This is a genomic window from Stenotrophomonas sp. Sm6012 (assembly GCF_030985895.1).
In the GTDB taxonomy this organism is placed as follows: Bacteria; Pseudomonadota; Gammaproteobacteria; order Xanthomonadales; family Xanthomonadaceae; genus Stenotrophomonas; species Stenotrophomonas forensis.
Genome location: NZ_JAPTFX010000063.1, coordinates 1 through 24,774, shown reverse-complemented (window position 1 = coordinate 24,774; position 24,774 = coordinate 1). Strand labels below are relative to the sequence as shown.

General features: G+C 65.9%; 23 protein-coding genes and 1 pseudogene. 9 read left to right on the top strand and 15 right to left on the bottom strand.

The window, feature by feature from the left end:
• Positions 1 to 58 precede the first annotated feature (58 nt).
• The 7 genes from der to ndk all read right to left on the bottom strand — a co-directional run bounded on the left by der (position 59) and on the right by ndk (position 6,690).
• Complete coding sequence (gene der / locus O0J73_RS12440) at positions 59 to 1,456, bottom strand: ribosome biogenesis GTPase Der (RefSeq protein ID WP_008264979.1); 1,398 nt, start codon at positions 1,454 to 1,456, stop codon at positions 59 to 61.
• Positions 1,457 to 1,473: 17 nt separating this feature from the next.
• Positions 1,474 to 2,682, bottom strand: a complete 1,209-nt coding sequence (gene bamB / locus O0J73_RS12435; RefSeq protein WP_053449524.1) for an outer membrane protein assembly factor BamB — start codon at positions 2,680 to 2,682, stop codon at positions 1,474 to 1,476.
• Positions 2,682 to 3,320 carry a tetratricopeptide repeat protein gene (locus O0J73_RS12430; RefSeq protein WP_006434876.1) on the bottom strand — a complete coding sequence of 213 codons (639 nt, stop codon included), beginning with the start codon at positions 3,318 to 3,320 and terminating at the stop codon, positions 2,682 to 2,684. Before O0J73_RS12430 ends, bamB begins: the two co-directional genes overlap by 1 nt.
• 65 nt (positions 3,321 to 3,385) lie before the next feature.
• On the bottom strand, positions 3,386 to 4,258 hold the full coding sequence (locus tag O0J73_RS12425) for a RodZ domain-containing protein (protein ID WP_197564771.1): 873 nt from the start codon (positions 4,256 to 4,258) through the stop codon (positions 3,386 to 3,388).
• An 18-nt stretch (positions 4,259 to 4,276) separates the two neighbouring features.
• A complete protein-coding gene (gene pilW / locus O0J73_RS12420) occupies positions 4,277 to 5,062 on the bottom strand; it encodes a type IV pilus biogenesis/stability protein PilW (RefSeq protein WP_308308814.1) in 786 nt (261 codons plus the stop codon).
• Entirely contained in the window at positions 5,049 to 6,254 is a 1,206-nt protein-coding gene (gene rlmN, locus O0J73_RS12415) for a 23S rRNA (adenine(2503)-C(2))-methyltransferase RlmN (RefSeq protein WP_005409296.1), read from the bottom strand. The genes pilW and rlmN overlap by 14 nt, the downstream gene beginning before the upstream one ends.
• Before the next feature lie 10 nt (positions 6,255 to 6,264).
• The gene (ndk, locus tag O0J73_RS12410; protein WP_008265389.1) at positions 6,265 to 6,690 is read right to left on the bottom strand and encodes a nucleoside-diphosphate kinase; all 426 of its coding nucleotides are present in this window, start codon (positions 6,688 to 6,690) and stop codon (positions 6,265 to 6,267) included.
• A 325-nt stretch (positions 6,691 to 7,015) separates the two neighbouring features.
• Between ndk and O0J73_RS12405 the strand changes: the two genes are divergently transcribed.
• From O0J73_RS12405 to O0J73_RS12395, 3 genes are all read left to right on the top strand, one after another.
• Positions 7,016 to 7,669, top strand: a complete 654-nt coding sequence (locus O0J73_RS12405) for a TetR family transcriptional regulator (RefSeq protein ID WP_006431024.1) — start codon at positions 7,016 to 7,018, stop codon at positions 7,667 to 7,669.
• 53 nt (positions 7,670 to 7,722) lie between these two features.
• Entirely contained in the window at positions 7,723 to 10,095 is a 2,373-nt protein-coding gene (locus tag O0J73_RS12400; RefSeq protein ID WP_308308813.1) for a 3-hydroxyacyl-CoA dehydrogenase/enoyl-CoA hydratase family protein, read from the top strand.
• A 69-nt stretch (positions 10,096 to 10,164) separates the two neighbouring features.
• Entirely contained in the window at positions 10,165 to 11,373 is a 1,209-nt protein-coding gene (locus O0J73_RS12395; protein ID WP_006431022.1) for an acetyl-CoA C-acyltransferase, read from the top strand.
• A 455-nt stretch (positions 11,374 to 11,828) separates the two neighbouring features.
• Here the strand turns inward: O0J73_RS12395 and galU are convergent, their stop codons facing one another.
• The 8 genes from galU to cmk form a co-directional block, all read right to left on the bottom strand.
• The gene (gene galU / locus O0J73_RS12390; RefSeq protein WP_006431000.1) at positions 11,829 to 12,707 is read right to left on the bottom strand and encodes a UTP--glucose-1-phosphate uridylyltransferase GalU; all 879 of its coding nucleotides are present in this window, start codon (positions 12,705 to 12,707) and stop codon (positions 11,829 to 11,831) included.
• On the bottom strand, positions 12,704 to 14,617 hold the full coding sequence (locus O0J73_RS12385) for a nucleoside-diphosphate sugar epimerase/dehydratase (protein ID WP_006430999.1): 1,914 nt from the start codon (positions 14,615 to 14,617) through the stop codon (positions 12,704 to 12,706). Before O0J73_RS12385 ends, galU begins: the two co-directional genes overlap by 4 nt.
• Before the next feature lie 3 nt (positions 14,618 to 14,620).
• Positions 14,621 to 15,610 carry a glycosyltransferase family 4 protein gene (locus O0J73_RS12380; RefSeq protein WP_308308812.1) on the bottom strand — a complete coding sequence of 330 codons (990 nt, stop codon included), beginning with the start codon at positions 15,608 to 15,610 and terminating at the stop codon, positions 14,621 to 14,623.
• A gap of 3 nt (positions 15,611 to 15,613) precedes the next feature.
• Positions 15,614 to 16,792, bottom strand: coding sequence for a lipopolysaccharide assembly protein LapB (gene lapB / locus O0J73_RS12375; protein ID WP_006430997.1), 1,179 nt, complete (start codon positions 16,790 to 16,792; stop codon positions 15,614 to 15,616).
• Between the two features lie 6 nt (positions 16,793 to 16,798).
• Entirely contained in the window at positions 16,799 to 17,083 is a 285-nt protein-coding gene (locus tag O0J73_RS12370; protein ID WP_006430981.1) for a LapA family protein, read from the bottom strand.
• A gap of 77 nt (positions 17,084 to 17,160) precedes the next feature.
• Entirely contained in the window at positions 17,161 to 17,466 is a 306-nt protein-coding gene (locus tag O0J73_RS12365; RefSeq protein ID WP_005409286.1) for an integration host factor subunit beta, read from the bottom strand.
• Positions 17,467 to 17,554: 88 nt separating this feature from the next.
• A complete protein-coding gene (gene rpsA, locus O0J73_RS12360) occupies positions 17,555 to 19,240 on the bottom strand; it encodes a 30S ribosomal protein S1 (RefSeq protein ID WP_005416230.1) in 1,686 nt (561 codons plus the stop codon).
• A 198-nt stretch (positions 19,241 to 19,438) separates the two neighbouring features.
• Positions 19,439 to 20,116: a (d)CMP kinase gene (cmk, locus tag O0J73_RS12355; RefSeq protein ID WP_006430961.1), complete on the bottom strand. Its 678-nt coding sequence runs from the start codon at positions 20,114 to 20,116 to the stop codon at positions 19,439 to 19,441.
• A 197-nt stretch (positions 20,117 to 20,313) separates the two neighbouring features.
• Between cmk and ykgO the strand changes: the two genes are divergently transcribed.
• The 6 genes and pseudogenes from ykgO to O0J73_RS12325 all read left to right on the top strand — a co-directional run bounded on the left by ykgO (position 20,314) and on the right by O0J73_RS12325 (position 24,716).
• Positions 20,314 to 20,439: a type B 50S ribosomal protein L36 gene (ykgO, locus tag O0J73_RS12350; protein WP_005409283.1), complete on the top strand. Its 126-nt coding sequence runs from the start codon at positions 20,314 to 20,316 to the stop codon at positions 20,437 to 20,439.
• A 146-nt stretch (positions 20,440 to 20,585) separates the two neighbouring features.
• Positions 20,586 to 20,915 carry a hypothetical protein gene (locus tag O0J73_RS12345; RefSeq protein ID WP_006430960.1) on the top strand — a complete coding sequence of 110 codons (330 nt, stop codon included), beginning with the start codon at positions 20,586 to 20,588 and terminating at the stop codon, positions 20,913 to 20,915.
• A gap of 39 nt (positions 20,916 to 20,954) precedes the next feature.
• Positions 20,955 to 21,971 (top strand): annotated as a pseudogene (locus O0J73_RS12340) (agmatine deiminase family protein); the annotation flags it as partial.
• Positions 21,972 to 22,058: 87 nt separating this feature from the next.
• Entirely contained in the window at positions 22,059 to 22,946 is an 888-nt protein-coding gene (locus tag O0J73_RS12335; protein ID WP_006430958.1) for a carbon-nitrogen hydrolase, read from the top strand.
• A gap of 14 nt (positions 22,947 to 22,960) precedes the next feature.
• Complete coding sequence (locus tag O0J73_RS12330; protein ID WP_006430957.1) at positions 22,961 to 23,491, top strand: GNAT family N-acetyltransferase; 531 nt, start codon at positions 22,961 to 22,963, stop codon at positions 23,489 to 23,491.
• Positions 23,484 to 24,716, top strand: coding sequence for a TraB/GumN family protein (locus O0J73_RS12325; protein WP_164087773.1), 1,233 nt, complete (start codon positions 23,484 to 23,486; stop codon positions 24,714 to 24,716). Before O0J73_RS12330 ends, O0J73_RS12325 begins: the two co-directional genes overlap by 8 nt.
• The last annotated feature ends 58 nt before the right edge of the window (positions 24,717 to 24,774 follow it).

Below are 24,774 nucleotides of genomic sequence, written 5' to 3'. Positions count from 1 at the left end.
CGCCATGAACGCATCAGACTCCGCGAGGTAGCCGGCCAGCGGCCGGCACTACCGCAGATCACTTGCCCTTGACGTGCTTCATCAAGCGCCGCTTGGCCTTGACCTGCCGCTCGGTGAGGACGTTCTTCTTGCCCTCGTACGGGTTGGTACCCTCGCGGAAGATGAAGCTCACCGGGGTGCCGATCAGCTTGAAGCGCTTGCGGAAGAAGTTCTCCAGGTAGCGCTTGTACGATTCCTGCAGCTCCTTCAGGCGCGTGCCGTGCACGATGAAGGTCGGCGGGTTTGCGCCGGCCGGGTGCACGTAACGCAGCTTGGAGACATGGCCGCGGATGGTCGGCGGCGGGTTGGTCTCGTACGCCACTTCCAGCGCCTTGTTCACTTCGCTGGTGGTGAAGGTCTTGTTGGCCGATTCGTGCGCGCGGTGCACGGCACGGAACAGCTCGCGCAGGCCCGAGCCATGCTTGGCCGAGATGCGTACCGATTCGGCCCACGGCACGAAGCCCAGCTTCAGCGACAGCAGGGTCTCGGCCTGCTCGCGCTGGTACTCGGTCAGGCCATCCCACTTGTTGATGGCAATGACCAGCGCGCGGCCGGCATCGAGCACGGCGCCAAGCACGGTGGCATCCTGGTCGGTCACGCCTTCGGTGGCATCCAGCATCAGCACGGCCACCTGGCACTGCTCGATCGACTGCATGGTCTTGACCACCGAGAACTTCTCGACGACCTCGTCCACGCGCGAGCGGCGGCGCAGGCCGGCGGTATCGATCAGGCGGTACTCGCGGCCGTCACGCTCCAGGTCCACCGCGATCGAGTCGCGAGTGGTGCCCGGCACGTCGGAGGCGATCATGCGCTCCTCGCCGAGGATGCGGTTGACCAGCGTCGACTTGCCCACGTTCGGGCGGCCGACGAAGGCGATGCGGATGCGGTTCGGATCGTTGTCCAGCTCTTCGCCGCTGCCTTCTTCGGGCAGGCGCTGGATCACTTCGTCCAGCAGGTCGTCCAGGCCCTGGCGATGCGCCGCCGACACGGTCAGCATCTCGCCGAAGCCGTAACGGGCGAATTCCGAACGCACGCTGTCCTCGTCGGTGCCGTCGATCTTGTTGATCAGCAGCAGCGTCGGGCGCGACAGCTTGCGCAGCCAGGCCAGGATCTCATCGTCCATCGCCGACGTACCCTCACGGGCGTCGACCACGAACAGGATCAGGTCCGCTTCCGCCGCAGCGGCGCGGGCCTGGCGGGTGGTAGCACCGGCCAGACCCTCTTCCTCTTCCGCGATACCGCCGGTGTCGACGACGAGGAAATGATTGTCCTCGTCCAGACGGCAGACACCGTAGTTACGGTCGCGGGTGACGCCGGGCTGGTCATGGACCAGCGCGTCACGGGTGCGCGTCAGCGCATTGAAAATAGTCGACTTGCCGACATTCGGCCGTCCAACCAGGGCGACCAAAGGCAGCATCGCGATTACTCCAATTTTTAATTTGCCAACCGGAAGGCGGTCAGCTTGCCATCAACGTTCTGCACCAGCAGCACCCCGTCTGCGACGACCGGCTGGGCCAGCAGGGCGTCACCGCCGCTCTTCGCCCGTGCCGCCATCGCACCATCGGAGGTCTTCAACCAGTGCACGTATCCCTTGTAGTCACCGACGACCACGTAATCACCCTGCAGCACCGGGCCGGTCAGCGAACGACGCGCCAGCTCGGTCTGCGACCACATGGCCGCGCCGGTCGCCTTGTCCAGGCCGAACACGCCGCCCTTGTTGTCGGTGACGAACACATTGCCGGACGACACCGCCACGCCACCGGCACCGCCATGGTCGCGCGCCCACAGCGGGCGACCGGTCGGGCCTTCGATGGCCATGGTCTGGTTCTTGAAGCTGCTCACGTAGAGGGTGTTGCCCTCCAGTACCGGAGCACCGTCAACGTCGGCCATGCGCTCAAGCTCGGTACGGCCTTCGCCGTTGCCGATGTTCTGTTCCCACAGGGTACGGCCATCCTGCTGGGCCAGGGCCGCAACCGCGCCCTCGTCCTTGCCGATGAACAGCACGCCCGGGCCGGTGACCACCGGCGCGTTGCCGCGCACGGTCAGCGCCGGCAGTTCGCTCGGGTTGAACCACTTCTGGGTGCCGTTGCCGGCATCGAAGGCGGTCACGCGGCCATCGTTGCTGCGCACGAACACCAGGCCCTGGGCCACGGCCGGTGCGGCAATGACTTCACCCGGAACACGGGCGCGCCACTTCTCGCTGCCGTCGTTGATGTCCAGGGCGATGACCTGGCCATCCAGCGTGCCGATCACGACCAGGTTCTCACCGACACCCGGGCCGCCGGACAGGCGCAGCTTCGGCTTCTTCTTTTCCTTCTGCGGCTCCCAGGTCCAGACCTTCTTGCCGGTCTGCAGGTCGATGGCGTGCACGCCACCGGTGATCGCCGCGGCGAACACGTGACCGTTGGCCACTGCCGGGCCCTGGCGCACGCCGATGCGGCGCTCGCCCTTGCCGAGGTTGACCGACCAGGCCTTGTTGACCTTGACGCTGGGCTCGAACTTGACCAGCTCAGCCGGCTCCTGGGCCTTCTTCGCTGCCGCGTCCTTGCCGGCGAACCAGCCCTTCACGGTGCTGCAGCCGGTCAGGGCCATGCCCATCAGGAGCACGGTGGCGACGCGGGTGATCATGACCTTCTGACTCATCAAACCGACTCCGCAGGGGCGGCGACCGTGCCGCCGGCATCCATAACCTTGGTTTCCAGCAGGCGCCGCTGCGGCGCTGCCACGTCCAGCGACTTCAGCGCCTTCTCGTACTGTGCACGGGCGTCGTCACGCTTGCCCTGCGCCATCAGCGCATCGCCATGGATTTCCAGGCTGCTGCTGTCGGTGGCACTGCCCAGCAGCTTGATCGCCTCGTCGCTCTTGCCGGTGGCCACCAGCAGGCGTGCCACACGCTGGTCGACCACGCGCTGCAGGTCACCTTCGACCTTCACGCCGCGCAGGGTGGCCAGCGCCTCTTCATTCTTGCCGGCGTCGACCTGGGCCTTGGCCAGCTGCAGCGCCGCGAGGTCGCCGTAGATGCTGGACGGGCCGGCTTCAAGCGCCTTCACTGCCTTGGAGGCATCGTCGAGCTTGTTCTGCTGCAGGCCGAGCAGCGCCTTCTGGTACTCGACATTGGCCGAGGCCAGCTTGCCGCCCTGATCCTTCTGGTACCACTGCCAGCCGGCGATGGCACCGATGGCGATGACCACGCCACCAAGGATGCTGGCGCCATTCTTCCGCAGCCAGCTGCGGACGCGTTCACTTTGTTCGTGCTCGTCGAGCAGATCGTCGATCGCCATGCGTGCTCTCGCCCCGCCCATCGGGAGGGACCATTGGGTTTAATCGAAGGTGGTGAAACCGCGCCTCAGTGCGAAACCGGGACTACGGAGCCTTCAGAGGATACCTGAAAGCGTGCCACGTTGGCTCGCTGGTAGGGGGTCAGATCGACGATAGCGCCGTTCTGCTGAACCTGGACCGCCGAGGCGTTGCCCAGGGTCACCCGGGTCACCTGGCCCGGAGTGAAGCTACGGCTTTCGCCGGACTTGATCAGCGCCTTCTCGACGGTGGCACCGTCCGGGCCGCCGATATCGACCCAGCTGTCGCCGCTGAACTGCATGTCCAGCGTGTTGGCAGCAGCGGCCGGCGCCGGGGCCGAACGCGGCACCGGGGCCAGCGAGGCCACGTACGGGGTCGCGGCCGGCTTGCTGGCCGGGGCGCTCGCCACGTCAACCGGGGTGGCCGGCTCGACGCCTGCGGCGGACGGAGCCACCGGCACGGCGGCCGGGATCGCATCCAGCGAGGCGGTGTTCGGCGACGGGGTGGCGCTACCGTCGAAGTGGCCACGGGTGGCGAACCACACCGGCACGGCCAGGACCGCGGTGATGCCGACATACAGCATGCGCCGGCCGAGGTTCTCGGCAATGCGACGCGCGCGCGGGGTATGGGTATGGCTGACCAGGGTGGGCGGGACCACCGGGCCGACCTGGGCCTGCTCCAGCAACTGGCTCACATCCACGTTGAGCAGGCGCGCATAGCTGCGCAGCTGGCCACGTACGAACACCGGCGCGCCGAGCTTCTGCCATTGTTCCTCTTCCAGCGACTTGACCACCTGGACCGGCATGCGCAGGCGCGTGCCGACATCCTCGAGGGTCAGTCCGGCCGCTTCGCGGGCCTGGCGCAGGCGGGTGCCGCAGCCGGCCGCAGTCTCGAGAGCGCTCACAGTCTGGTCATCAATCACAATGCATCAACCCTGGAGTTAGGAGCCCGCTTCCTGCGGAAATTCCTGTCGAATCCGCTGGAGATAGCGATCAGATGCCGCCCGATCGCCCAGCCGCGCTTCGATTTCAGACGCAAGTTGTAACACGGAACGCGTTGCGGGTGCAGCCGCAATCCTACGTTCGGCGAAGGCCCGGGCCTCCATGTAGCGGCCCTGGCGGACGCTGAGCTGGGCCATCGCCTCGAGTGCGACCGGGTTGTCAGGCAGTGTCGTCAGCGCCGCGCGAAGGTCGCGTTCGGCACGTTCGAACTGGCCGGCATCCAGTGCGCAGCCGCCGGCATTGGCCTGTGCCTCGGCTGGCGTGGCATAGCCCGGCGCCTGCAGCGCGCGGTCGAACCAGACCAGTGACTCGGCCGGCCGGCCCTGCTGGCACAGCCAGGCACCGTAATTGTTGAGGATGTCGCCACGCTGCGGCGCCAGTTCGGCGGCCCTGCGGAAGCTCTCGCCGGCCTGCGAGGTGCGGCCCCGGCGCTCGTCGATGCCGGCCAGCAGCACCAGCGCGTCCGGGGCCTCCGGCGCCAGCTTCTGCGCCTCACGGGCCTTGCGCTCGGCCGCATCGAGGTTGCCGACCTGCATGTCGCGGGCGGCCAGTGCGAGCAGATCCTGCCAGCGTACCTGGCGTCGGACGTTGTCCGGATCGCGGACCGAGTACACCGGCGCCACGCTGGGGCCCAGCTTGGCCTTGGGTTGGGATTTGCAGCCGCCGACCGAGAGGGCCAGCACGCCTGCGAACAGGGCCAGCCAGAGGCGGTCAGGCCGCGGCATCGCTCCCCTTCCCCGCCTGCAGCGTCTTGTTGAACTCCGCCTGGCGGCGGGTGCGGTCCATCACCTGGCCCTTGAGCTGGCCGCAGGCGGCGTCGATGTCGTCGCCACGGGTGCGGCGGACCATGGTCAGCACGTTGCTGTCGAGCAGGATCTTCTGGAAGGCACGGATGTGCGCCTCTTCCGAACGCTCGTAGCGGGTGCCCGGGAACGGGTTGAACGGAATCAGGTTGACCTTGCCCGAATCCTTGGCCTGCACCGCGTTGTCGAACTGGCGCATCAGGCGGGCCAATTCACGGGCATGCTCGGGCTTGTCGTTGATGCCCTTCATCAGGGTGTATTCGAAGGTGACCGATTCGCGGCGCTTGTTGGCGCGCAGGTAGCGTGCGCACGAGGCCATCAGCTCGGCGATCGGGTACTTCTTGTTGAGCGGCACCAGGGTCTCGCGCAGCGCATCGTTGGGCGCATGCAGCGACACCGCCAGCGACACGTCGCTTTCAGCAGACAGGCGGTCGATCTGCGGCACCAGGCCGGAGGTCGACAGGGTCACGCGCTTGTTGGCCAGGCCGTAGCCCAGGTCGTCGCGCATCACGCTCATGGCGCGCACGACGTTGTCGAAATTCATCAGCGGCTCGCCCATGCCCATCATCACCACGTTGGTGAGGCGGCGCATCTGGTGCGGCACGTTGCCCAGGTGGCGTGCGGCAACCCACACCTGGCCGATGATCTCGGCGGTGGTCAGGTTGCGGTTGAAGCCCTGGGTGGCGGTGGAGCAGAACGTGCAGTTCAGGCCGCAACCGACCTGCGAGGACACGCACAGCGTGCCGCGGGTCTTGTCGGGGATGTACACGGTCTCGATGGCGTTCTTGCCATCCACGCCCATCGCCAGCAGCCACTTGTGGGTGCCGTCGGCGGAGGGCTTGTCGAACACGATGTTCGGAACCAGCACCTCGGCATGGGCCTGCAGCTTGGCGCGCAGGACCTTGCCGAGGTCGGTCATTTCATCGAAGTCGGTGACGTAGCGATGGTGGATCCACTTCATCACCTGATGGGCACGGAACTTCTTCTCGCCGAGAACCTCAACGAAAAACTTCTCCAGGCCCGCGCGATCGAGGTCGAGCAGGTTCTGCTTGCCAGCCGTGGGTGCCGACTTCGGCAGCGGCTGGATGGCGGGGGACTGTACGACCTCGTTCACGGCATTACTCTCAGCGCGAAACGACTTCGGTGGCGGCGAAGAAGTAGGCGATTTCAATCGCGGCATTCTCGACCGAGTCCGAGCCGTGGGCGGCGTTGGCATCGATGGATTCGGCGAAGTCGGCGCGGATGGTGCCCGCAGCGGCTTCCTTCGGGTTGGTGGCGCCCAGCAGGTCGCGGTGGGCCAGGACGGCGTTCTCGCCTTCCAGGGCCTGGATCATCACCGGGCCGGAGATCATGAACTCGACCAGCGCGTTGAAGAACGGACGCTCGCGGTGCACGGCGTAGAAGCCTTCGGCTTCACGGCGCGACAGCTGCTTGTACTTGGCGGCCACGACCTTCAGGCCGGCCTTCTCGAAGCGGGCGTAGATTTCGCCGATGACGTTCTTGGCAACGGCGTCCGGCTTGATGATCGAAAGGGTGCGCTCCAGCGCCATGGGATGTCTCCAATGGAATCGGGCCGCTGATGGCCCGAAGGGTAACATGAAAAAAACCCGCGTCGGGACGCGGGCTTAGCCTGATAAACGTAGGCGAATTGTAAAAGATAAAGCGCTGGCGTGGTAGTGCCGACCGGCGGCCGGCAGGCTGGCGCCCGCCGGGCTGCCCACGGTTGCCGTCCAGCGGCCGGCACTACCCTTTCCGCCCATTCACCCACCTGAGCGGATTCTGACCGCCCCGGGCATTTTTGCTGCACTGCAAAATGCCATACGCTACCGTCTGGTTCTAGTATCAAACAATCGTTTGATTAAGGTCTGCCCGCCGATGGCCAAGCCCGCCCACTTCTCGACCAAGGACCGCATCCTCGGTGCCGCCGAGGAGCTGTTTGCCCAGCACGGCTTCGCCGGCACCTCGCTGCGCCAGGTGACCAGCCAGGCCGACGTCAACATCGCGGCGGTCAATTACCACTTCGGCTCCAAGGAAAACCTGGTCAACGAGGTGTTCCGCCGCCGCATGGACGAGATGACCGGCGCCCGCCTGGCCCAGCTCGAGCGCGCCCGCAGCGAACATCCCGGGCAGCTGCGCCCGGTGCTGGCCGCCTTCGTCGAGCCGGCGCTGGCACTGGCCCAGGACCGCCAGAACGGCGGTGCCTTCGTGCGCGTGATCGCGCGCGCCTACGCTGAGAAGAACGACAACCTGCGCAAGTTCCTGTCCGACCACTACGGCCACGTGCTGCGTGCGTTCGGCAAGGCGATTGCCGAATGCGCGCCCGACCTGAGCAAGGAAGAGCTGTACTGGCGCCTGGACTTCCTGGCCGGCTCGCTCACCTATGCCATGGCCGACTTCGGGCTGATCAAGCGTCCCGCCGGTGTCACCGAAGCGGCGCATCGTGCCCATGCCGCCCACGAACTGATCCATTTCGCCGAAGCCGGGTTCCGCGCCGCCGCACGCGCCAGCGCCCTGCCCGCTTCCCCGTGATTCCACCGGGTGTGACCCACCCAGTAACTGCTGACCAACAAAGGCCCTACACCATGTCCAATTCCCTGCTAGTCCGCCGCGCCGCCGTGCTGGGTGCCGGCGTCATGGGTGCCCAGATCGCCGCCCACCTCACCAACGCCGGCGTCGACACCGTGCTGTTCGACCTGCCCGCCAAGGAAGGTCCGGCCGACGGCATCGTGCTGAAGGCGATCGCCAACCTGGGCAAGCTGAGCCCGGCGCCGCTGGCCAGCAAGTCGCTGGCCGAAGCGATCACCCCGGCCAACTACGAGTCCGGCCTGGAGCAGCTGAAGGACTGCGACCTGATCATCGAGGCCATTGCCGAGCGCATGGACTGGAAGCAGGACCTGTACAAGAAGATCGCGCCGTTCGTGGCCGACCACGCCGTGCTGGCCTCCAACACCTCGGGCCTGGGCATCAACAAGCTGGCCGACGTGCTGCCCGAGCAGCTGCGCCACCGCTTCTGCGGCGTGCACTTCTTCAATCCGCCGCGCTACATGCACCTGGCCGAGCTGATCCCGGCCACCACCACCGATGCCGCCGTGCTGGAAGGCCTGGAAGAATTCCTGGTCACCACCCTGGGCAAGGGCGTGGTGTACGCCAAGGACACCCCGAACTTCATCGGCAACCGCATCGGCGTGTTCTCGATCCTGTCCACCATCCACCACACCCAGCAGTTCGGCCTGGGCTTCGATGAAGTGGACGGCCTGACCGGCCCGCTGGTCGGCCGCCCGAAGTCGGCCACCTACCGCACCTCCGACGTGGTCGGCCTGGACACCATGGCCCACGTCATCAAGACCATGGGCGACACCCTGCCGAACGATCCGTGGCATGAATTCTTCAAGTCGCCGAAGTGGCTGGACGCGCTGATTTCCAAGGGCGCATTGGGCCAGAAGACCGGCGCCGGCATCTTCCGCAAGGTCGGCAAGGACATCGTGGTGCTGGACCTGGAGAAGCAGGACTACCGCCCGGCCGACCGCAGCGCGGCACCGGAAGTGGTCGAGATCCTGAAGATCAGGAACCCGGCCGAGAAGTTCGCCAAGCTGCGCGATAGCCAGCACCCGCAGGCGCAGTTCCTGTGGGCGACCTTCCGCGACCTGTTCCACTACAGCGCCTATCACCTGGCCGACATCGCCGAGACCGCGCGCGACGTCGACCTGGCCATCCGCTGGGGCTACGGCTGGTCGCTGGGCCCGTTCGAAACCTGGCAGGCCGCTGGCTGGAAGCAGGTCGCGCAGTGGATCGCCGATGACATCGTGGCCGGCAAGAGCATGAGCAACGCCCCGCTGCCGGACTGGGTGTTCGATGGCCGCGACGGCGTGCATGCGGCCGAGGGCAGCTACAGCCCGTCGCGCAACGCCAAGCTGCCGCGTTCGTCGCTGCCGGTGTACCAGCGCCAGCGTTTCCCCGATCCGCTGCTGGGCGAGACGTTCGCGCCGGGCGAGACCGTGTTCGAGAACGACGGCCTGCGCATGTGGCATGACGGCGACGGCATCGCCGTGGTCAGCTTCAAGACCAAGATGAACACCGTGTCCGATCAGGTGCTGGACGGCCTGCAGGAATGCGTCAGCCGCGCCGAGAAGGACTTCCAGGGCCTGGTGATCTGGCAGCAGAAGGAACCCTTCTCCGCCGGTGCCGACCTGGCCGGTGCGCTTGGTCTGCTGCAGGCCGGCAAGGTCGACCAGTTCGAAGAGATGGTCGCCAACTTCCAGCGCACCAGCCAGCGCATCAAGTACTCGCTGGTACCGGTGGTGGCTGCCGTGCGCGGCCTGGCCCTGGGTGGCGGCTGCGAGTTCCAGATGCACAGCGCCAAGACCGTGGCCTTCCTGGAAAGCTACATCGGCCTGGTCGAGGCTGGCGTCGGCCTGCTGCCGGCCGGTGGTGGCCTGAAGGAACTGGCCGTGCGCGCCTCGCAGGCCGCCGGCCCGGGCGGTGACGTGTTCGCCGAACTGAAGAAGACCTTCGAGACCGTGGCGATGGCCAAGGTCTCCAACTCGGCAGTCAACGCCAAGGAACTGGGCCTGCTGCGCAGCACCGACAAGGTGGTGTTCAACAGCTACGAGGCGCTGCACATCGCCAAGGCCGAAGCCCGTGCGCTGGCCGAAGCGGGCTACCGTCCGCCGCTGCCGGCACGCCGTATCCAGGTGGCCGGTGACGTGGGTATCGCCACCTTCAAGATGATGCTGGTCAACATGCTGGAAGGCCGTTTCATCAGCCCGTACGACTACGAGATCGCCGAGCGCATCGCCACCGTGCTGTGCGGCGGCAAGGTCGACCGCGGCACCCTGGTCGACGAAGAGTGGCTGCTGACCCTGGAGCGCAAGCACTTCGTCGAACTGGCCCAGCAGGAAAAGACCCAGGCCCGCATCGCGCACATGCTGAAGACCGGCAAGCCGCTGCGGAACTGACGGAAGACATCGGTAGTGCCGGCCGCTGGCCGGCAACCTCTTCCAACCCCTATTCAAGAGATCACTGCAATGACCAAGCAAATCCAGGACGCCTACATCGTCGCCGCCACCCGTACCCCGGTGGGCAAGGCGCCCAAGGGCATGTTCCGCAACACCCGCCCCGACGACATGCTTGCGCACGTGCTGCGCAGCGTCGTCGCGCAGGCGCCGGGCGTGGACGTCAACCGCATCGATGACGCGATCATCGGCTGCGCCATGCCAGAAGCCGAGCAGGGCATGAACGTGGCGCGCATCGGCGTGCTGCTGGCCGGCCTGCCCAACACCATCGCCGCGCAGACCGTGAACCGCTTCTGCTCCTCCGGCCTGCAGGCCGTGGCCCAGGCCGCCGACGCGATCCGCCTGGGCAATGCCGACCTGATGCTGGCCGGCGGCACCGAGTCGATGTCGATGGTGCCGATGATGGGCAACAAGATCGCAATGGCACCGAGCGTGTTCGACAATGACCACGTCGCCATCGCCTACGGCATGGGCATCACCGCCGAGAAGGTGGCCGAAGAGTGGAAGGTTTCGCGCGAAGACCAGGATGCGTTCGCCCTCGCCTCGCACCAGAAGGCCATGGCCGCGATCCAGAACGGTGACTTCAAGGACGAAATCAGTCCGTACGAAATCGTCTCGCACCTGCCGGACCTGGCCGATGGCCAGCGCATCATCACCCGCAACAAGGTGGCCGACACCGACGAAGGCCCGCGTCCGGATTCCTCGGCCGAAGGCCTGGCCAAGCTGCGCCCGGTATTCCGCAACGGCCAGTTCGGCGGCACCGTCACTGCCGGCAACTCCTCGCAGATGAGCGATGGCGCCGGCGCCGTGCTGCTGGCTTCGGAGCAGGCAATCAAGGATTACGGCCTGACCCCGCTGGCGCGTTTCGTCAGCTTCTCGGTGGCCGGCGTGCGTCCGGAAGTGATGGGCATCGGCCCGATCGCCGCGATCCCGAAGGCGCTGAAGCAGGCCGGCCTGACCCAGGACCAGCTGGACTGGATCGAGCTGAACGAAGCCTTCGCCGCGCAGTCGCTGGCGGTGATCCGTGATTGCGGCCTGGACCCGAGCAAGGTCAACCCGCTGGGCGGCGCGATCGCCCTGGGCCATCCGCTGGGTGCGACCGGCGCGATCCGTACCGCGACCCTGCTGCACGGCCTGCGTCGTCGCCAGCAGAAGTACGGCATGGTGACGATGTGCATCGGCACCGGCATGGGCGCGGCGGGCATTTTCGAGGCGCTGTAAGGTTCAGAGCGTTGCCGGCTGGAGTGTCGGTTGGCTGTGGGCCCGGGTGGGTGAGGCTGCCCGGGACACGCCGTAAACCCTTCCCTGGGGGCTCGATGGCGCCATCCATGGCGCCAACGGTCCCGGTCAGCCTAACCCACCCGCGCCAGCCGGCATTCCGCGCGGCGGAGGGTTGGGCAAGAGCAGTAGATCCACGCCATGCGTGGATGCACTGGAAACAAAAAAGGCAGCCATCGGCTGCCTTTTTTGTTTGTGCTTCTGCCTTTGATTCCGCCCTTCCCGTCCGCGCCCGCAGGAAACTGTCGAGAGGCGTGGGCAGGCCGCTGCAGGACCGTTGGCGCCATGGATGGCGCCATCGAGCCCCCAGGGATGGGTTTACGGCGTGTCCTGCAGCGGACTGCCCGCGCCTCCCCCACTTTGGCAGGAAGGCGCTGACGGAGCGCTTGATAAAACCCTTATTCCGCCAGCATCGCCGCCAGCTTCTCCCGCGCCGGGCCAGCCAGCTTCGGGTTATCCAGCGCGAACCGGATCGTCGCCTCTACCAGCCCCAGGTGCGTACCGCAGTCGAAGCGGGTGCCCTCGAATCGATAGGCATCGACCTCTTCGGTCTTCAGCAGCTGCGCGATCGCATCGGTCAGCTGGATCTCGCCACCGGCACCGCTGCCGGTCTGCTCCAGCAACTCGAAAATCTTCGGGCTCAGCACATAACGGCCTACCACCGCCAGGTCGCTCGGCGCGTCCTCCGGCTTCGGCTTCTCCACGATCTCCGAAATGCGACCCTTGCGGCCATCAAAGGCCTCGGTCGCCACGATGCCGTAGCTCGCTGTCTTTTCGTGCGGCACGTCTTCAACGGCGATCACGCTGGCACCACTGGCCTCGTTGAGATCGGCCATCTGCTTGAGCGCACCCGCACCGCGGTTCCAGATCAGGTCGTCCGGCAGCAGCACGGCGAACGGCTCGTCGCCGATCACGGCTTTGGCGCAGAGCACCGCATGCCCCAGGCCCAGTGCTTCGGCCTGGGTCACGAAGATCGCGCGCACGCCGTCGGGCAACACGTGGCGGATGAGCTCCAGCTGTTCCTGCTTGCCGGCGCGCTCGAGCTTCTGTTCCAGCTCGTAGGCCTTGTCGAAATAGTCGGCCACCGCGTGCTTGTAGCGGTTGGTGATGAACACCAGCGTGTCGCAGCCCGCTTCGATTGCTTCATCCACGGCGTACTGGATCAGCGGCCGATCAATGATCGGCAGCATCTCCTTCGGCACGGTTTTGGTTGCTGGCAGAAAACGTGTCCCCAGACCAGCTACCGGGAAAACCGCTTTGCGAATTCGCTTGCTCATTGGTGCCTGTTGGCCTCGCGTGCTGGAAAGGGCACGACTTTAGCGGATGAAATGTAAGCATCCTGTTCGATTGGAGAGAACTCCGGCATCGTCGCGAACAGGACTTCCTTGATGGTGTCGGTGTCGTAGCTGCAGACCGCATCGCGCAGACGCGGCACGTTGGCCAGCACCAGATCCCGCGAGAACATGCGCACGCCGGCCTCGAGGATCTTCGGGTGCGCAGTGGAACGGTAGTCCTCGTCCGAATAGAACAGCGTCTCATGCAGCTTTTCACCGGGACGCAGGCCGGTATAGATGATCGGAATATCCTTGTAGGGTTGCTTTCCCGCCAACCGGATCATCTGTTCGGCCAGCAGGCGGATCGGCACCGGCTCGCCCATGTCCAGCGTGTAGATCGCGCCATGCGATGCCGAGGCGGCCGCCTGCAGGATCAGCTGGCAGGCCTCGGGAATGGTCATGAAATAGCGGCTGACTTCCGGATCGGTAACGGTCACCGGCCCGCCACGCAGGATCTGCTCGCGGAACAGCGGCACCACGCTTCCGGCCGAGGCCAGCACATTACCGAAGCGCACGGTGACAAAACGGGTATGCGTGGACTTCTGGTCCAGGCTCTGGCAGATCATCTCGGCATAGCGCTTGCTGGCACCCAGCGCATTGACCGGGTCCACCGCCTTGTCGGTGGAGATGAAGACGAAATGCTCGACGCGCGCCTCCAGGCAGGCCCGGGCCACGTTCTCGGTCGCCAGGATGTTGTTGCGCACCGCCTCACGCAGCTGGCGCTCCAGTACCGGCACGTGCTTGTAGGCCGCCGCGTGGAACGCGGTATCCACCGGATGCAGCGACAGCGCATGGCGGATCACGGCCGGGTCACCGCAGTCACCCAGCACGGCCTCGATCTCGACATCGGGGAAACTGCGGCGCAGTTCGCCCTCGATGGTCAGCAGCAACAGTTCGCTGATCTCCAGCAGGATGATCCGGCCAGCACCATGGCGCGCGCACTGGCGGCACAGTTCCGAGCCAATCGAGCCACCGGCGCCGGTCACCATCACCGTACGCCCGCCCAGCCAACCACGGATCAGGTTCCAGTCCGGCATGATCGGCTTGCGGCCCAGCAGGTCCTCGATCGCCACTTCCTTCAGTTGCCCGGGAAGCGACTGGCCCTGCAGGATGTCGCTGAGCTTGGGCACGGTGCGGAACGGCACGCCCGTGCTTTCACAGATGGCCACGATCCGCTGCATGCCTGCGGCATCCAGCGAGGGGATGGCGATCACCAGCAGCTTGGCCGCGGTCTCGCGGACCACGGTGGGCGCGTCGTCCAGGGTGCCAAGGATCGGCAGGCCCTGCAGCTTGGCCCCGCGCAGATGGGGGGCGTCGTCGAGCAGGCCGACCGGCTCGAAGTTGCCCGAGCGCCGCAGGTCACGCACCAGCGTCTCAGCCGCCTGGCCGGCGCCGAGGATCAGCACGCGACGTGCGCTGGAATCGGACTGCAGCGCCTGGTAGTCCTTCCAGGCCCGGTACAGCAGGCGTGGCGCGCCCAGCAGGGCCGACAGCGCGAACGGATAGATCACCAGCACCGACATCGGCACGCCATCGAAGCGCTTCCACATCAGTACCAGCACGATCGCGACCATGCCGATGAAGCTGGCCTTGAAGATGTTCAGCAGGTCGCTGACGCTGGCAAACCGCCACAGTCCGCGGTAGAGGCCGACGCGCCAGAACACCAGGCCCTGCAGCAGCAGTACCAGCGTGGTGTCGATGTTCCAGAGGGGAAGCTCGGGCGCGTTGGGCAGGATCGAGTAGCGCCCCGCGTGGAGCAGCTGCCAGCATGCCCAGACCATGAACAGGTCGTGGCAGACGATGGCCGAACGCGGCATCAGGCCGAGGATTCTGTCCCGCCAGGGTGAAGCCATAAGTCAGGTATTTCCTTGTCGATGGCGCAATCCATTGCGCAGGAGGAGCCAGAGGACGCTCAGCGCACTGAACCACGCGATCGCCACGACAGCCTCCCACCTCGGCTGCAATTTGGAGCAGGCAACAGTCACTGTAATACTGAACAGGCCCAAAGCAAAGTACATCCCTGTCACCCGGGCGTGACTGGCTCCTGCCTGCACCGCGCGCTGGTAGACATGCTGGGTATGGGGTTCCATCCAGCGTTGTCCTGAAATGATGCGCGCCAGCAGTGTGAAGCCTGCGTCCACAAGGAAAGCCGAGGCCGGCACCAGCAGCAGGAGCCAGTTGATGTCCGTGCGTACGCTGGCGATGGCCAGCACGGCCGCAACCGCATAGCCCAACGCGCCACTTCCGACATCACCCATGAAGATCCGCGCCCGCGGAAAATTGAACGGCAGGAAGCCCAGGCAGGCCAGGCCCAATGCCAGGGCCGCAAGCGAATAGGGCCAGGGCAGAAGCGGCGCCAGTCCCAATGCGACAACGATGGCCTGGCTGGCGGCAATGCCGTTGATCCCATCCATGAAGTTCCAGATGTTGATCAGCGAGGCGGTGAACAGCAGCACCAACCCGGACAGCAGCCAGCTGCCACCGTTCGCCTTGACCAGCATGGCCAGCAGTGCCGCCGCAATGAAGTGCACCAGCAGCCGGCGCAGGGCAGGCAGGGGCCTGTGGTCGTCCCACCAGCCGATGCCGGCCACCAGGACCAGGCCAAGGCTGGCGACCAGCAGGCTCGGCGCCGCGTCCGGCCAGACGAACATGGCCACGCCCGCCGTAACCAGCAGGCTAATGACGATGGCGATGCCACCACCGCGCGGCGTCGCCACGCTATGACTGCGGCGTTCGCCGGGCTGGTCCATCAACTGCTGCCGCATGGCATAGCCACGGGCTGCCCAGGTCAGGGCTGCGCTCAACAGGGCCAGTCCCAGCAGCGCCCCCATCACGAACCACGGCATGGATCAGAGCACCGCGTAGTTCAGCAGCGGCTTGACCGTCCCCCACTCCTTGCAGCTCGGGCACTGCCAGTGATGCGTCCGCGCTCCGAAACCGCAGCGGGTGCAGCGGTAGGCCGGGTTGCGCACCAGCAACTGATCGGTGATGTGCTTGAGGTCATGCAGGGTGGCCGTGGAGTCGGCGCCTTCGGCCAGGGTCAGGTCGATCAGTGCGGACTCGCCACGCACCGACGGACGATCCTTGAGCTGGCGCCCCAGATAGGCTCGGGCCGGCGCCACGCCTTCCTGCTCTTCCATCAGCCGGGTCAACGCCAGTACCGGAGCGATGCCGCGATAGTGCTCGGTCATCTCCGACAGGAAGGCACGCGCGCCCGCGAGGTCACCGACCTTGCGATAGTTCGCCATCAGCGCCGGCAGCAGCTCGGGCAGGTATTCCGGATCGTTGCGGGCCGCGCGCTCGAACGCGCGCACCGCGGCTTCCGCGTTGCCGGCATCGGTCTCCAGGCGCCCTTCGATGATGCCTGCACGCACCGACATCGCATCGGCCTGGTAGGCACGGGCGATCGCTGCCCTCGCCTCCTCCAGCTTGCCGGCACCACGGAAGCGCTCGGCCAGCTCGCATTCGAACTGACCGATCAGCTTGCCCATCGGCTCGCCGGTCACGTCCTCGAAACGGGTCGCGTTGTCGATCGCCTTTTCCCAGTCACGCTCGGCCTGGTAGATGCCGATCAGGTGCTTGAGCGCCTGCGGGGCGCGCTGGTCGAGCTGCGCCAGCTCGGTGAACACGGTTTCGGCACGGTCCAGCAGGCCGGACTTCATGTAGTCCTCGCCCAGCGCCAGCAGCGCCTGCACGCGCTGTGCATCGCTCAGATCGTGGCGGTTGACCAGGCCCTGGTGCAGGCGGATGGCACGATCGACTTCGCCGCGGCGGCGGAACAGGTGGCCGAGCGCGACCTGGGTCTCGAAGGTTTCCTTGTCCAGCTCGGCGATATGCAGGAACAGCTCGATGGCCTTGTCCGGCTGCTCGTTGAGCAGGTAGTTCAGGCCCCGGAAATAGGTGCTCGACAGGCGGCTGACCTGGCTGTCACCGTGGCGCTGCCCGCCGCGCCGGCCGATCACCCATCCCGCCACTGCAGCCAGCGGGACGAACAGGAAAAACCACAGCCACTCGGTGACGAATTCCATCTTCGATCAGCGTCCGTCAAAAGATTGGGAGGAAACACCCGCGGCCGGCGTCGCCGCCCCGGACTTGTTGGCTCGGCGCAGCTGGCTGTAGAGCGGAATGACCACGCTTACCAGCACCAGACCGGCACCGACGATGACACCCACCAGCAGTGCAGCGATCAGCGCCACGCCTACCGAGGTATGCAATTGAGTGAAAAGCAGGTTGATCGACATCGCGGTCATGTTGACCGCACCGATGATCAGCCCAAGGATCAGGACCGCCAGCAGGACCAGCAGACGAAAAACCTTCATGCGAGAGCTCCAGTGGCAGGAGTCCGTAGCTTATCCGACTCGCGGCTTGATTCGCACGCGGTGGCGCGACGGTAGGCTCAGGCCGGATCAGCGTCCAGCGGCAGCACACTGCTGACCCGCTCGCGCAGCTCCTTGCCCGGCTTGAAATGGGGAACATGCTTGCCCGGCAGGGCAACCGATTCGCCGGTCTTCGGGTTGCGACCCAGGCGCGGCGGACGATAGTGCAGCGAGAAGCTGCCGAAACCACGGATTTCGATGCGATCCCCGGCGGACAGCGAACCGCCCATCATTTCCAGCAATGACTTCACCGCCAGATCGACATCATCGGCCTTCAGGTGCGCCTGGCGGCGCGCAAGGATTTCGATCAGTTCGGATTTGGTCATCACCGGCTCACATCAGGGGCATCTCAGCCTGAAACGGCCCGGGCAAACGCCCGGGCCGTCCAGGAAACAACGTACAGCGTAAGGCCGATTACTCGGACTTGTTGCCGTTCAGCTGTGCACGCAGCAGCGCGCCCAGCTGGGTGGTGCCGCTGGAAGCCGAAGAGGACTGGTATTCCTCCAGCACTTCGCGCATTTCCGCGTCGTCCTTGGCCTTGATCGACAGCTGCAGGGTACGGCCCTTGCGGTCCATGCCCACGAACTTGGCTTCGACCTTGTCGCCGACCTTCAGGTGCTGGGTGGCGTCGTCAACGCGCTCGTTGGCGATGTCGCGTGCCGAGACGTAACCTTCGATGCCGTCAGCCAGCTCGATGATCGCGCCCTTGGCGTCGACTTCCTTCACCACGCCTTCGACCTTGGAGCCCTTCGGATTGGCAGCCATGTACTGGCCGAACGGATCCTGCTCCAGCTGCTTCACGCCCAGGGAGATGCGCTCGCGCTCCGGATCGACAGCCAGGACGACGGCGTCCAGGGTATCGCCCTTCTTGAAGTTGCGAACGACGTCTTCGCCGGTGGTGTTCCAGCTGATGTCGGACAGGTGGACCAGGCCGTCGATGCCGCCGTCCAGGCCGATGAAGATGCCGAAGTCGGTGATCGACTTGATCTGGCCCGACACCTTGTCACCCTTCTTGTGGGTGGCAGCGAAGGTTTCCCACGGATTGGCGGCAACCTGCTTCATGCCCAGCGAGATACGGCGACGCTCTTCGTCGACGTCCAGGACCATGACTTCAACTTCGTCACCGACCTGCACAACCTTGGACGGGTTGACGTTCTTGTTGGTCCAATCCATCTCGGAGACGTGCACCAGGCCTTCTACGCCCGGCTCGATCTCGACGAACGCGCCGTAATCGGTGACGTTGGAGACCTTGCCGAAGACGCGGCTGTTGGCCGGGTAACGACGACCGATGTTGTCCCACGGATCCTCGCCCAGCTGCTTCAGGCCCAGCGAAACGCGGTTGCGCTCGCGGTCGAACTTCAGCACGCGGACGTCCAGCTCGTCGCCGACGTTCACGACTTCCGACGGGTGACGCACGCGCTTCCACGCCATGTCGGTGATGTGCAGCAGGCCGTCGATACCGCCCAGGTCCACGAACGCGCCGTAATCGGTCAGGTTCTTGACGACACCCTTCAGGATCGCGCCTTCCTGCAGCTTGTCCATCAGCTGCTCGCGCTCTTCCGAGTGCTCGCTTTCGACGACAGCGCGGCGCGAGACCACGACGTTGTTACGCTTGCGGTCCAGCTTGATGAGCTTGAACTCGAGTTCCTTGCCTTCCAGGTAGGCCGGATCGCGCACCGGGCGCACATCGACCAGGGAACCCGGCAGGAAGGCGCGGACATCCTTGATGTCCACGGTGAAACCACCCTTGACCTTGCCGCTGATGCGGCCGGTGATGGTTTCGTTCTTTTCCAACGCTTCTTCCAGCTCGTCCCACACCATCGCGCGCTTGGCCTTCTCGCGCGACAGGACGGTTTCGCCGAAGCCGTTCTCGATCGAGTCGAGGGCGACCTTGACGATGTCGCCTTCGGCGACGTCGATTTCGCCAGCGTCGTTACGGAACTGTTCGATCGGCACGATGCCTTCGGACTTCAGGCCAGCGTTGATCACCACGACGTCGCCGCGGACTTCAACAACGGTACCGCTGACGATGGCGCCCGGCTTCAGCTTGGCCAGGTTGGCCTGGCTGGCTTCAAACAGTTCGGCAAATGATTCGGTCATTAGATTTACTCTGTTGGACACATGGGTCGGTGGCGTCCCCTTCAGGGGAATGGCGACCGCCCGCCTGTTGGTCGACCCCGGAAACGCAGGTCGTGTGTAGTAGGAAAACCGCCACGCATCATTGCGCGACGGAGCTGGTACAGCACTGCTATGCGCGACCACCACCGATGTTGCTGGCAGTGCTCCCGCGCGAACGGATCAGGCAGCCGGAACCGGAAGCAGATCCATCACTCTGGCAACGACATCATCGATGCCGATGCCTGTGGTGTCGATGAGGACAGCATCGTCTGCCGGCTTCAGGGGCGCCACGGTACGCTGAGCATCACGGGCGTCGCGGGCCATGATCTCGCGCAGGAGGTCATCAAAGTTAACAGAAACCCCCTTGTCTTTCAACTGCTTATGCCGGCGCTCGGCGCGCTCCTCGGCACTGGCGGTCAGGAAGACCTTGAAGGAGGCGTCCGGGAAGATCACCGTGCCCATGTCGCGGCCATCGGCGACCAGGCCGGGCAGCTCCCTGAATGCGCGCTGGCGCTCTTTCAGTGCGGCCCGCACCTCCGGAATGGCCGCGATGGCCGAGGCCAGCGCCCCGGTGGTCTCCAGGCGCAGTTCGTCGGTGGCATCGGTGCCGTTCACCATGACCCGCATCGATTCACCCTGTTCAACAAACTGAACGTGGGTATCGAACGTGCAGCGCACCAGGGCCGAGGCGTCCGAGGTGTCGATGTCAGCCCAGCTCGCAGCCACGCCCACCGCCCGGTAAAGAGCGCCCGAATCCAGGTAATGCCAGCCCATCCGGCGCGCGACGATGCGGCTGATGGTACCCTTGCCGGCCCCGGAAGGGCCGTCGATGGTCAGGACGGGAGCGAGTGGATTCATGGGGTTCCCAGAGCGTGTGAAGGGGTCATTCTAGCCCCTGCCCGACGCCCCCAGCGGGATCTTTTGTGCAACCACTTGAAACCACGAGGAAAAGCCCGGTAGAATGGCGGGCTTGAACGAGCGTCAACTGCCGATTGTCTTTCGCATATCGCGGCCACGCTCCACCCGAACAACTACTGTTTACGCCGAGGTATGCCATGAAAGTCCTGTCCTCCCTGAAGTCGGCGAAGGCCCGTCACCGTGACTGCAAGGTCGTGCGTCGTCGTGGCAAGATCTTCGTCATCTGCAAGTCGAACCCGCGTTTCAAGGCGCGTCAGCGCTAAGCCTCACAGCCTTCCGGCTGCGGCTGGCCCTACGCGGGGCCGACCCGATGCAAGAAACCGCCTTCGGGCGGTTTTTTGTTTTATGCGGCTTTTTCCTGCCGATTTTGCTGTAATCGCCGTTCTTGACCACTGGGGAGTAGATCGAGATGAAGCGTTACCTGTCCGCCCTGGCCGTGATGGCCACCCTGGCTGCCGCCACTCCGGCGCTGGCCGATACCCTGCTCGTCGACCGTGCCCGCGAGAAGCCGGCCGGTGCCCTGCCCGTGCGCGGCCAGAGCATGCAGCAGGTGCAGGCGCAGTTCGGTGCGCCAAGCGAACAGCTGCAGCCGCGTGGCGGGCAGAAGCGGCAATGGCCGACCATCAACCGCTGGGTCTACCCGCAGTTCACCGTCTACTTCGAGAAGCAGAAGGTGATCGACGTGGTGGCCAACCAGGCGGACCCGAACGAAGTCGGCCCGAAACCGCCGATCCGTTGATCCCTTTACCCGCCGTGGGCGGGCCTGTGTAGCGAGACCATGAACCAGACCCTTCGTTTTCCTGCCGAGTGGGAAGCCCAGAGCGGCGTCCTGATTGCCTGGCCCACCGCCGACACCGACTGGGCCGAACGCCTGGGCCAGGTGGAAGAGACCTACATCGCCCTGGTTGCGGCCATCACCCGCTTCCAGCCGGTGCTGATCTGCGTGGCCGACGACGACGTGGAAACCTATGCCGAGATGCGGCTGCGCTCCAACCGCATCGACATGGACAGGGTCCACTTCACCACGGCGGCCTACGACGATACCTGGCTGCGCGACTCCGGTCCGATCACCCTGCGCCGCGCCGATGGCGGCTTCCAGCTGCTGGATTTCCGCTTCACCGGCTGGGGCGGCAAGTTCGACGCCACCCTGGATGACCAGCTGGTGGGCGTGCTCGATCAGGCCGGCGTGTTCAACGACGCACCGGTGCGCAGCATTCCGTTCGCGCTGGAAGGCGGCGGCATCGAGACCGACGGCGAAGGCACCCTGCTGACCACCTGGAAGTGCCTGCACGAGCGCCACCCGGACCGTGACCGCGCCAGCCTGAGTGCCGACCTGGCCGACTGGCTGCAGCAGGACCGCGTGCTGTGGCTGGACCACGGCTATCTGGAAGGCGACGACACCGACGCCCACATCGACACCCTCGCCCGCTTCGCCTCGGCCGACAGCATCGTCTACCAGGCCTGCGACGACGAGAGCGACTCGCACTATGCCGAGCTGCAGGCGATGGGCAACGAACTGGCCGCGCTGCGCACCAAGGATGGCCAGCCGTACCGCCTGTTCCCGCTGCCGTGGGCACAGCCGGTGATCGACGAAGGCCGCCGCCTGGCCGCGTCGTACGCCAACTACCTGATCGTCAATGGCGCGGTGCTGATGCCGGCCTACGGCGACCCGGCCGACGACCTGGCCCGCGACGTGCTGGCGCAGGCACACCCGGGCCGCGAGATCGTGCAGGTGCCCTGCCGCTCGCTGATCTGGCAGAACGGCAGCCTGCACTGCATCACCATGCAGCTGCCGGCACTACCAGCACCCATTCAGCGCGCGACACGCCGTCGCCGTCCATCCGCGCTAACATGCTGGTTTTCCCCCGCAGGAACGCCCCGCATGAACTCGCGCAGCCCCCTTACCGTCGCCCTGATCCAGGAGCGCAACCACGGTGACGCCGCCGCCAATCTGGCGGTGATCGAAGCACGCGTGGCCGAGGCGGCTGCGCAGGGTGCCAAGCTGGTGCTGCTGCAGGAACTGCACAACGGCCCGTACTTTTGCCAGCACGAGTCGGTGGACGAGTTCGACCTGGCCGAGCCGATTCCGGGCCCCAGCACCGAGCGCCTCGGCGCACTGGCGAAGCAGCATGGCGTGGTGCTGGTCGGTTCGCTGTTCGAGCGCCGCGCTGCCGGCCTGTACCACAACACCGCGGTGGTGTTCGAAAAGGACGGCACCCTGCTCGGCAAGTACCGCAAGATGCACATCCCGGACGATCCGGGCTTCTACGAGAAGTTCTACTTCACCCCGGGCGACATCGGCTTCACCCCGATCGATACCTCGGTGGGCCGCCTCGGCGTGCTGGTGTGCTGGGACCAGTGGTACCCGGAAGCGGCGCGCCTGATGGCACTGGCTGGTGCCGAACTGCTGCTCTACCCCACCGCGATCGGCTGGGACCCGGACGACGTGCAGGACGAGAAGACGCGCCAGCGCGATGCCTGGGTGCTGAGCCACCGTGGCCACGCCGTGGCCAACGGCCTGCCGGTGCTGAGCTGCAACCGCGTCGGCCACGAAGCCTCGCCGCTGGGCGCCTCGGGCATCCAGTTCTGGGGCAACAGCCACGTGCTGGGCCCGCAGGGCGAATTCCTGGCCGAGGCCGGGACCGACGCCACCGTGCTGCTGTGTGATGTGGACCTGCAGCGCAGCGAGCATGTGCGCCGCATCTGGCCGTTCCTGCGTGATCGCCGCATCGATGCGTACGGCGACCTGCTCAAGCGTTACATCGACTGAGCCGGAGCCCGCCCATGGCCGTCCTCATCCGTGATGCCGGCCCGGCCGACATCGACGCGATCACCGCGATCTACGCGGTGGAAGTGACCGACTTCGTCAACACCTACGAGTACGACATCCCCGACGCGACCGAGATGCTGCGCCGCATGCGCGACATCATCGACCGTGGTTTCCCTTACCTGGTTGCCGAGATCGATGGCCAGGTGGCCGGCTATGCCTACGCCAACACCTACCGCACCCGCGTGGCCTACCAGTGGACCGTCGAGAATTCGGTCTACGTCGATGCCCGTTTCCAGGGCAACGGCGTCGGCACCGGCCTGCTGCAGGCCCTGATCGACGCCTGCGTGGCACGCGGCTATCGGCAGATGGTGGCGGTGATCGGTGAACCGACCAACACCGCTTCGATCAAGCTGCACGAACGCTTCGGTTTCGAGCTGGTCGGCGTGTTCCGCGGCCTCGGCCGCAAGCATGGCCGCTGGCTGGATACCGTGCAGATGCAGCGCGCGCTCGGCGATGGCGCCGACACCGCACCTTCCAATGAATGAATCCATGACTGAAACCCTTCCCGAGACCGGCGACGACCTGTTTGCCGGCCAGCCGGTGCGCGTCGTCGAACGCGACGGCGTGCGTTACACCCTGCTGGGCACCGCCCACGTCTCCCGCGCCAGCGTCGAGGCCGTGGAAAAGGCCATCGACAGCGGCCGCTTCGATGCGGTAGCCGTCGAACTGGATCCGCAGCGCCTGCAGGCGCTGAGCGATCCGGACACGCTGGCCAAGCTCGACCTGGTGGAGGTGATCCGCAAGGGCCGCGTCGCCCTGTTCGCCGCCAACCTGGCCTTGTCCGCCTACCAGCGCCGCCTGGCCGAACAGCTGGACATCGAGCCGGGCGCTGAACTCAAGCGCGCGGTGGAACTGGCGCGTGAGCGCAACCTGCCGGTACACCTGATCGACCGCGAGGTGGGCCTGACCTTCCGCCGTGCGTCGCAGCGGCTGGGCTTCTTCGGCAAGCTGAAGCTGGTCGCCGGGCTGGGCGCCGGCCTGTTCTCATCCGAGGAAGTGGGCGAGAACGAGATCGAGAAGCTCAAGCAGGGCGACATGCTGGAATCGAGCTTCGGCGAGTTCGCCAGCGAGAGCCCGGCGCTGTACGAGACCATCATCGGCGAGCGTGACCGCTACATGGCCACGCGCCTGCGCGAAGAGCACGACCCGCAGCAGCGCGAAGTGCTGGCCGTGGTCGGTGCCGGCCACCTGGCCGGGCTGGCGCGCTACCTGGAAACCGACACCGAGGCACCGGCGCCGCTGCGCGCGGAACTGGAGGCGGTGCCGAAGAAGCGCAACATCCCGTGGTTCACGCTGGGCATCCTGGCCATCGTCGCGACCGGCATCGGCGTGGGCTTCTATCGCGGTGGACTGGGCGTGGGTACCGAACTGCTGGCGACCTGGGCGATGTATACCGGTGGCCTGGCGGGCCTGGGCTGCCTGCTCGCCGGCGGCCATCCGCTGAGCATCCTCACCGCGATCGCGGTGGCCCCGTTCAAGCCGTTCCGCCTGAGCATCCCGACCGGTGCGTTCTCGGCGCTGGTGGAAGCGCGGCTGCGCAAGCCGGCGTACGAGGACTTCCTGAAACTGCGAGACGATGCGCAGAGCCTGAAGGGCTGGTACCGCAACCGCGTCACCCGCGTGGTACTCACTTTCATGCTGACCAACATCGGCAGCATGCTCGGCCTGTGGCTGACCACCTTCAAGGTGTGGGGCAAGGTGGCCGGGTAAGCCTTTCAACCGGCCTCAGAATCTGTAGCGCCCGAGCCCATGCTCGGGCGGGGGCCCC

Bases quoted from the DNA above. Each gene is read 5' to 3' on its own strand.
- O0J73_RS12370 (WP_006430981.1), bottom strand. From the start codon at position 17,083: ATGAAGGTTTTTCGTCTGCTGGTCCTGCTGGCGGTCCTGATCCTTGGG.
- O0J73_RS12345 (WP_006430960.1), top strand. From the start codon at position 20,586: ATGAAGCGTTACCTGTCCGCCCTGGCCGTGATGGCCACCCTGGCTGCC.
- cmk (WP_006430961.1), bottom strand. From the start codon at position 20,116: ATGAATCCACTCGCTCCCGTCCTGACCATCGACGGCCCTTCCGGGGCC.
- O0J73_RS12335 (WP_006430958.1), top strand. From the start codon at position 22,059: ATGAACTCGCGCAGCCCCCTTACCGTCGCCCTGATCCAGGAGCGCAAC.
- der (WP_008264979.1), bottom strand. From the start codon at position 1,456: ATGCTGCCTTTGGTCGCCCTGGTTGGACGGCCGAATGTCGGCAAGTCG.
- pilW (WP_308308814.1), bottom strand. From the start codon at position 5,062: ATGCCGCGGCCTGACCGCCTCTGGCTGGCCCTGTTCGCAGGCGTGCTG.
- O0J73_RS12365 (WP_005409286.1), bottom strand. From the start codon at position 17,466: ATGACCAAATCCGAACTGATCGAAATCCTTGCGCGCCGCCAGGCGCAC.
- galU (WP_006431000.1), bottom strand. From the start codon at position 12,707: ATGAGCAAGCGAATTCGCAAAGCGGTTTTCCCGGTAGCTGGTCTGGGG.
- bamB (WP_053449524.1), bottom strand. From the start codon at position 2,682: ATGAGTCAGAAGGTCATGATCACCCGCGTCGCCACCGTGCTCCTGATG.
- lapB (WP_006430997.1), bottom strand. From the start codon at position 16,792: ATGGAATTCGTCACCGAGTGGCTGTGGTTTTTCCTGTTCGTCCCGCTG.
- O0J73_RS12400 (WP_308308813.1), top strand. From the start codon at position 7,723: ATGTCCAATTCCCTGCTAGTCCGCCGCGCCGCCGTGCTGGGTGCCGGC.
- O0J73_RS12405 (WP_006431024.1), top strand. From the start codon at position 7,016: ATGGCCAAGCCCGCCCACTTCTCGACCAAGGACCGCATCCTCGGTGCC.
- ykgO (WP_005409283.1), top strand. From the start codon at position 20,314: ATGAAAGTCCTGTCCTCCCTGAAGTCGGCGAAGGCCCGTCACCGTGAC.
- O0J73_RS12430 (WP_006434876.1), bottom strand. From the start codon at position 3,320: ATGGCGATCGACGATCTGCTCGACGAGCACGAACAAAGTGAACGCGTC.
- O0J73_RS12330 (WP_006430957.1), top strand. From the start codon at position 22,961: ATGGCCGTCCTCATCCGTGATGCCGGCCCGGCCGACATCGACGCGATC.
- O0J73_RS12380 (WP_308308812.1), bottom strand. From the start codon at position 15,610: ATGCCGTGGTTCGTGATGGGGGCGCTGCTGGGACTGGCCCTGTTGAGC.
- O0J73_RS12325 (WP_164087773.1), top strand. From the start codon at position 23,484: ATGAATGAATCCATGACTGAAACCCTTCCCGAGACCGGCGACGACCTG.
- rpsA (WP_005416230.1), bottom strand. From the start codon at position 19,240: ATGACCGAATCATTTGCCGAACTGTTTGAAGCCAGCCAGGCCAACCTG.
- ndk (WP_008265389.1), bottom strand. From the start codon at position 6,690: ATGGCGCTGGAGCGCACCCTTTCGATCATCAAGCCGGACGCCGTTGCC.
- O0J73_RS12385 (WP_006430999.1), bottom strand. From the start codon at position 14,617: ATGGCTTCACCCTGGCGGGACAGAATCCTCGGCCTGATGCCGCGTTCG.
- O0J73_RS12395 (WP_006431022.1), top strand. From the start codon at position 10,165: ATGACCAAGCAAATCCAGGACGCCTACATCGTCGCCGCCACCCGTACC.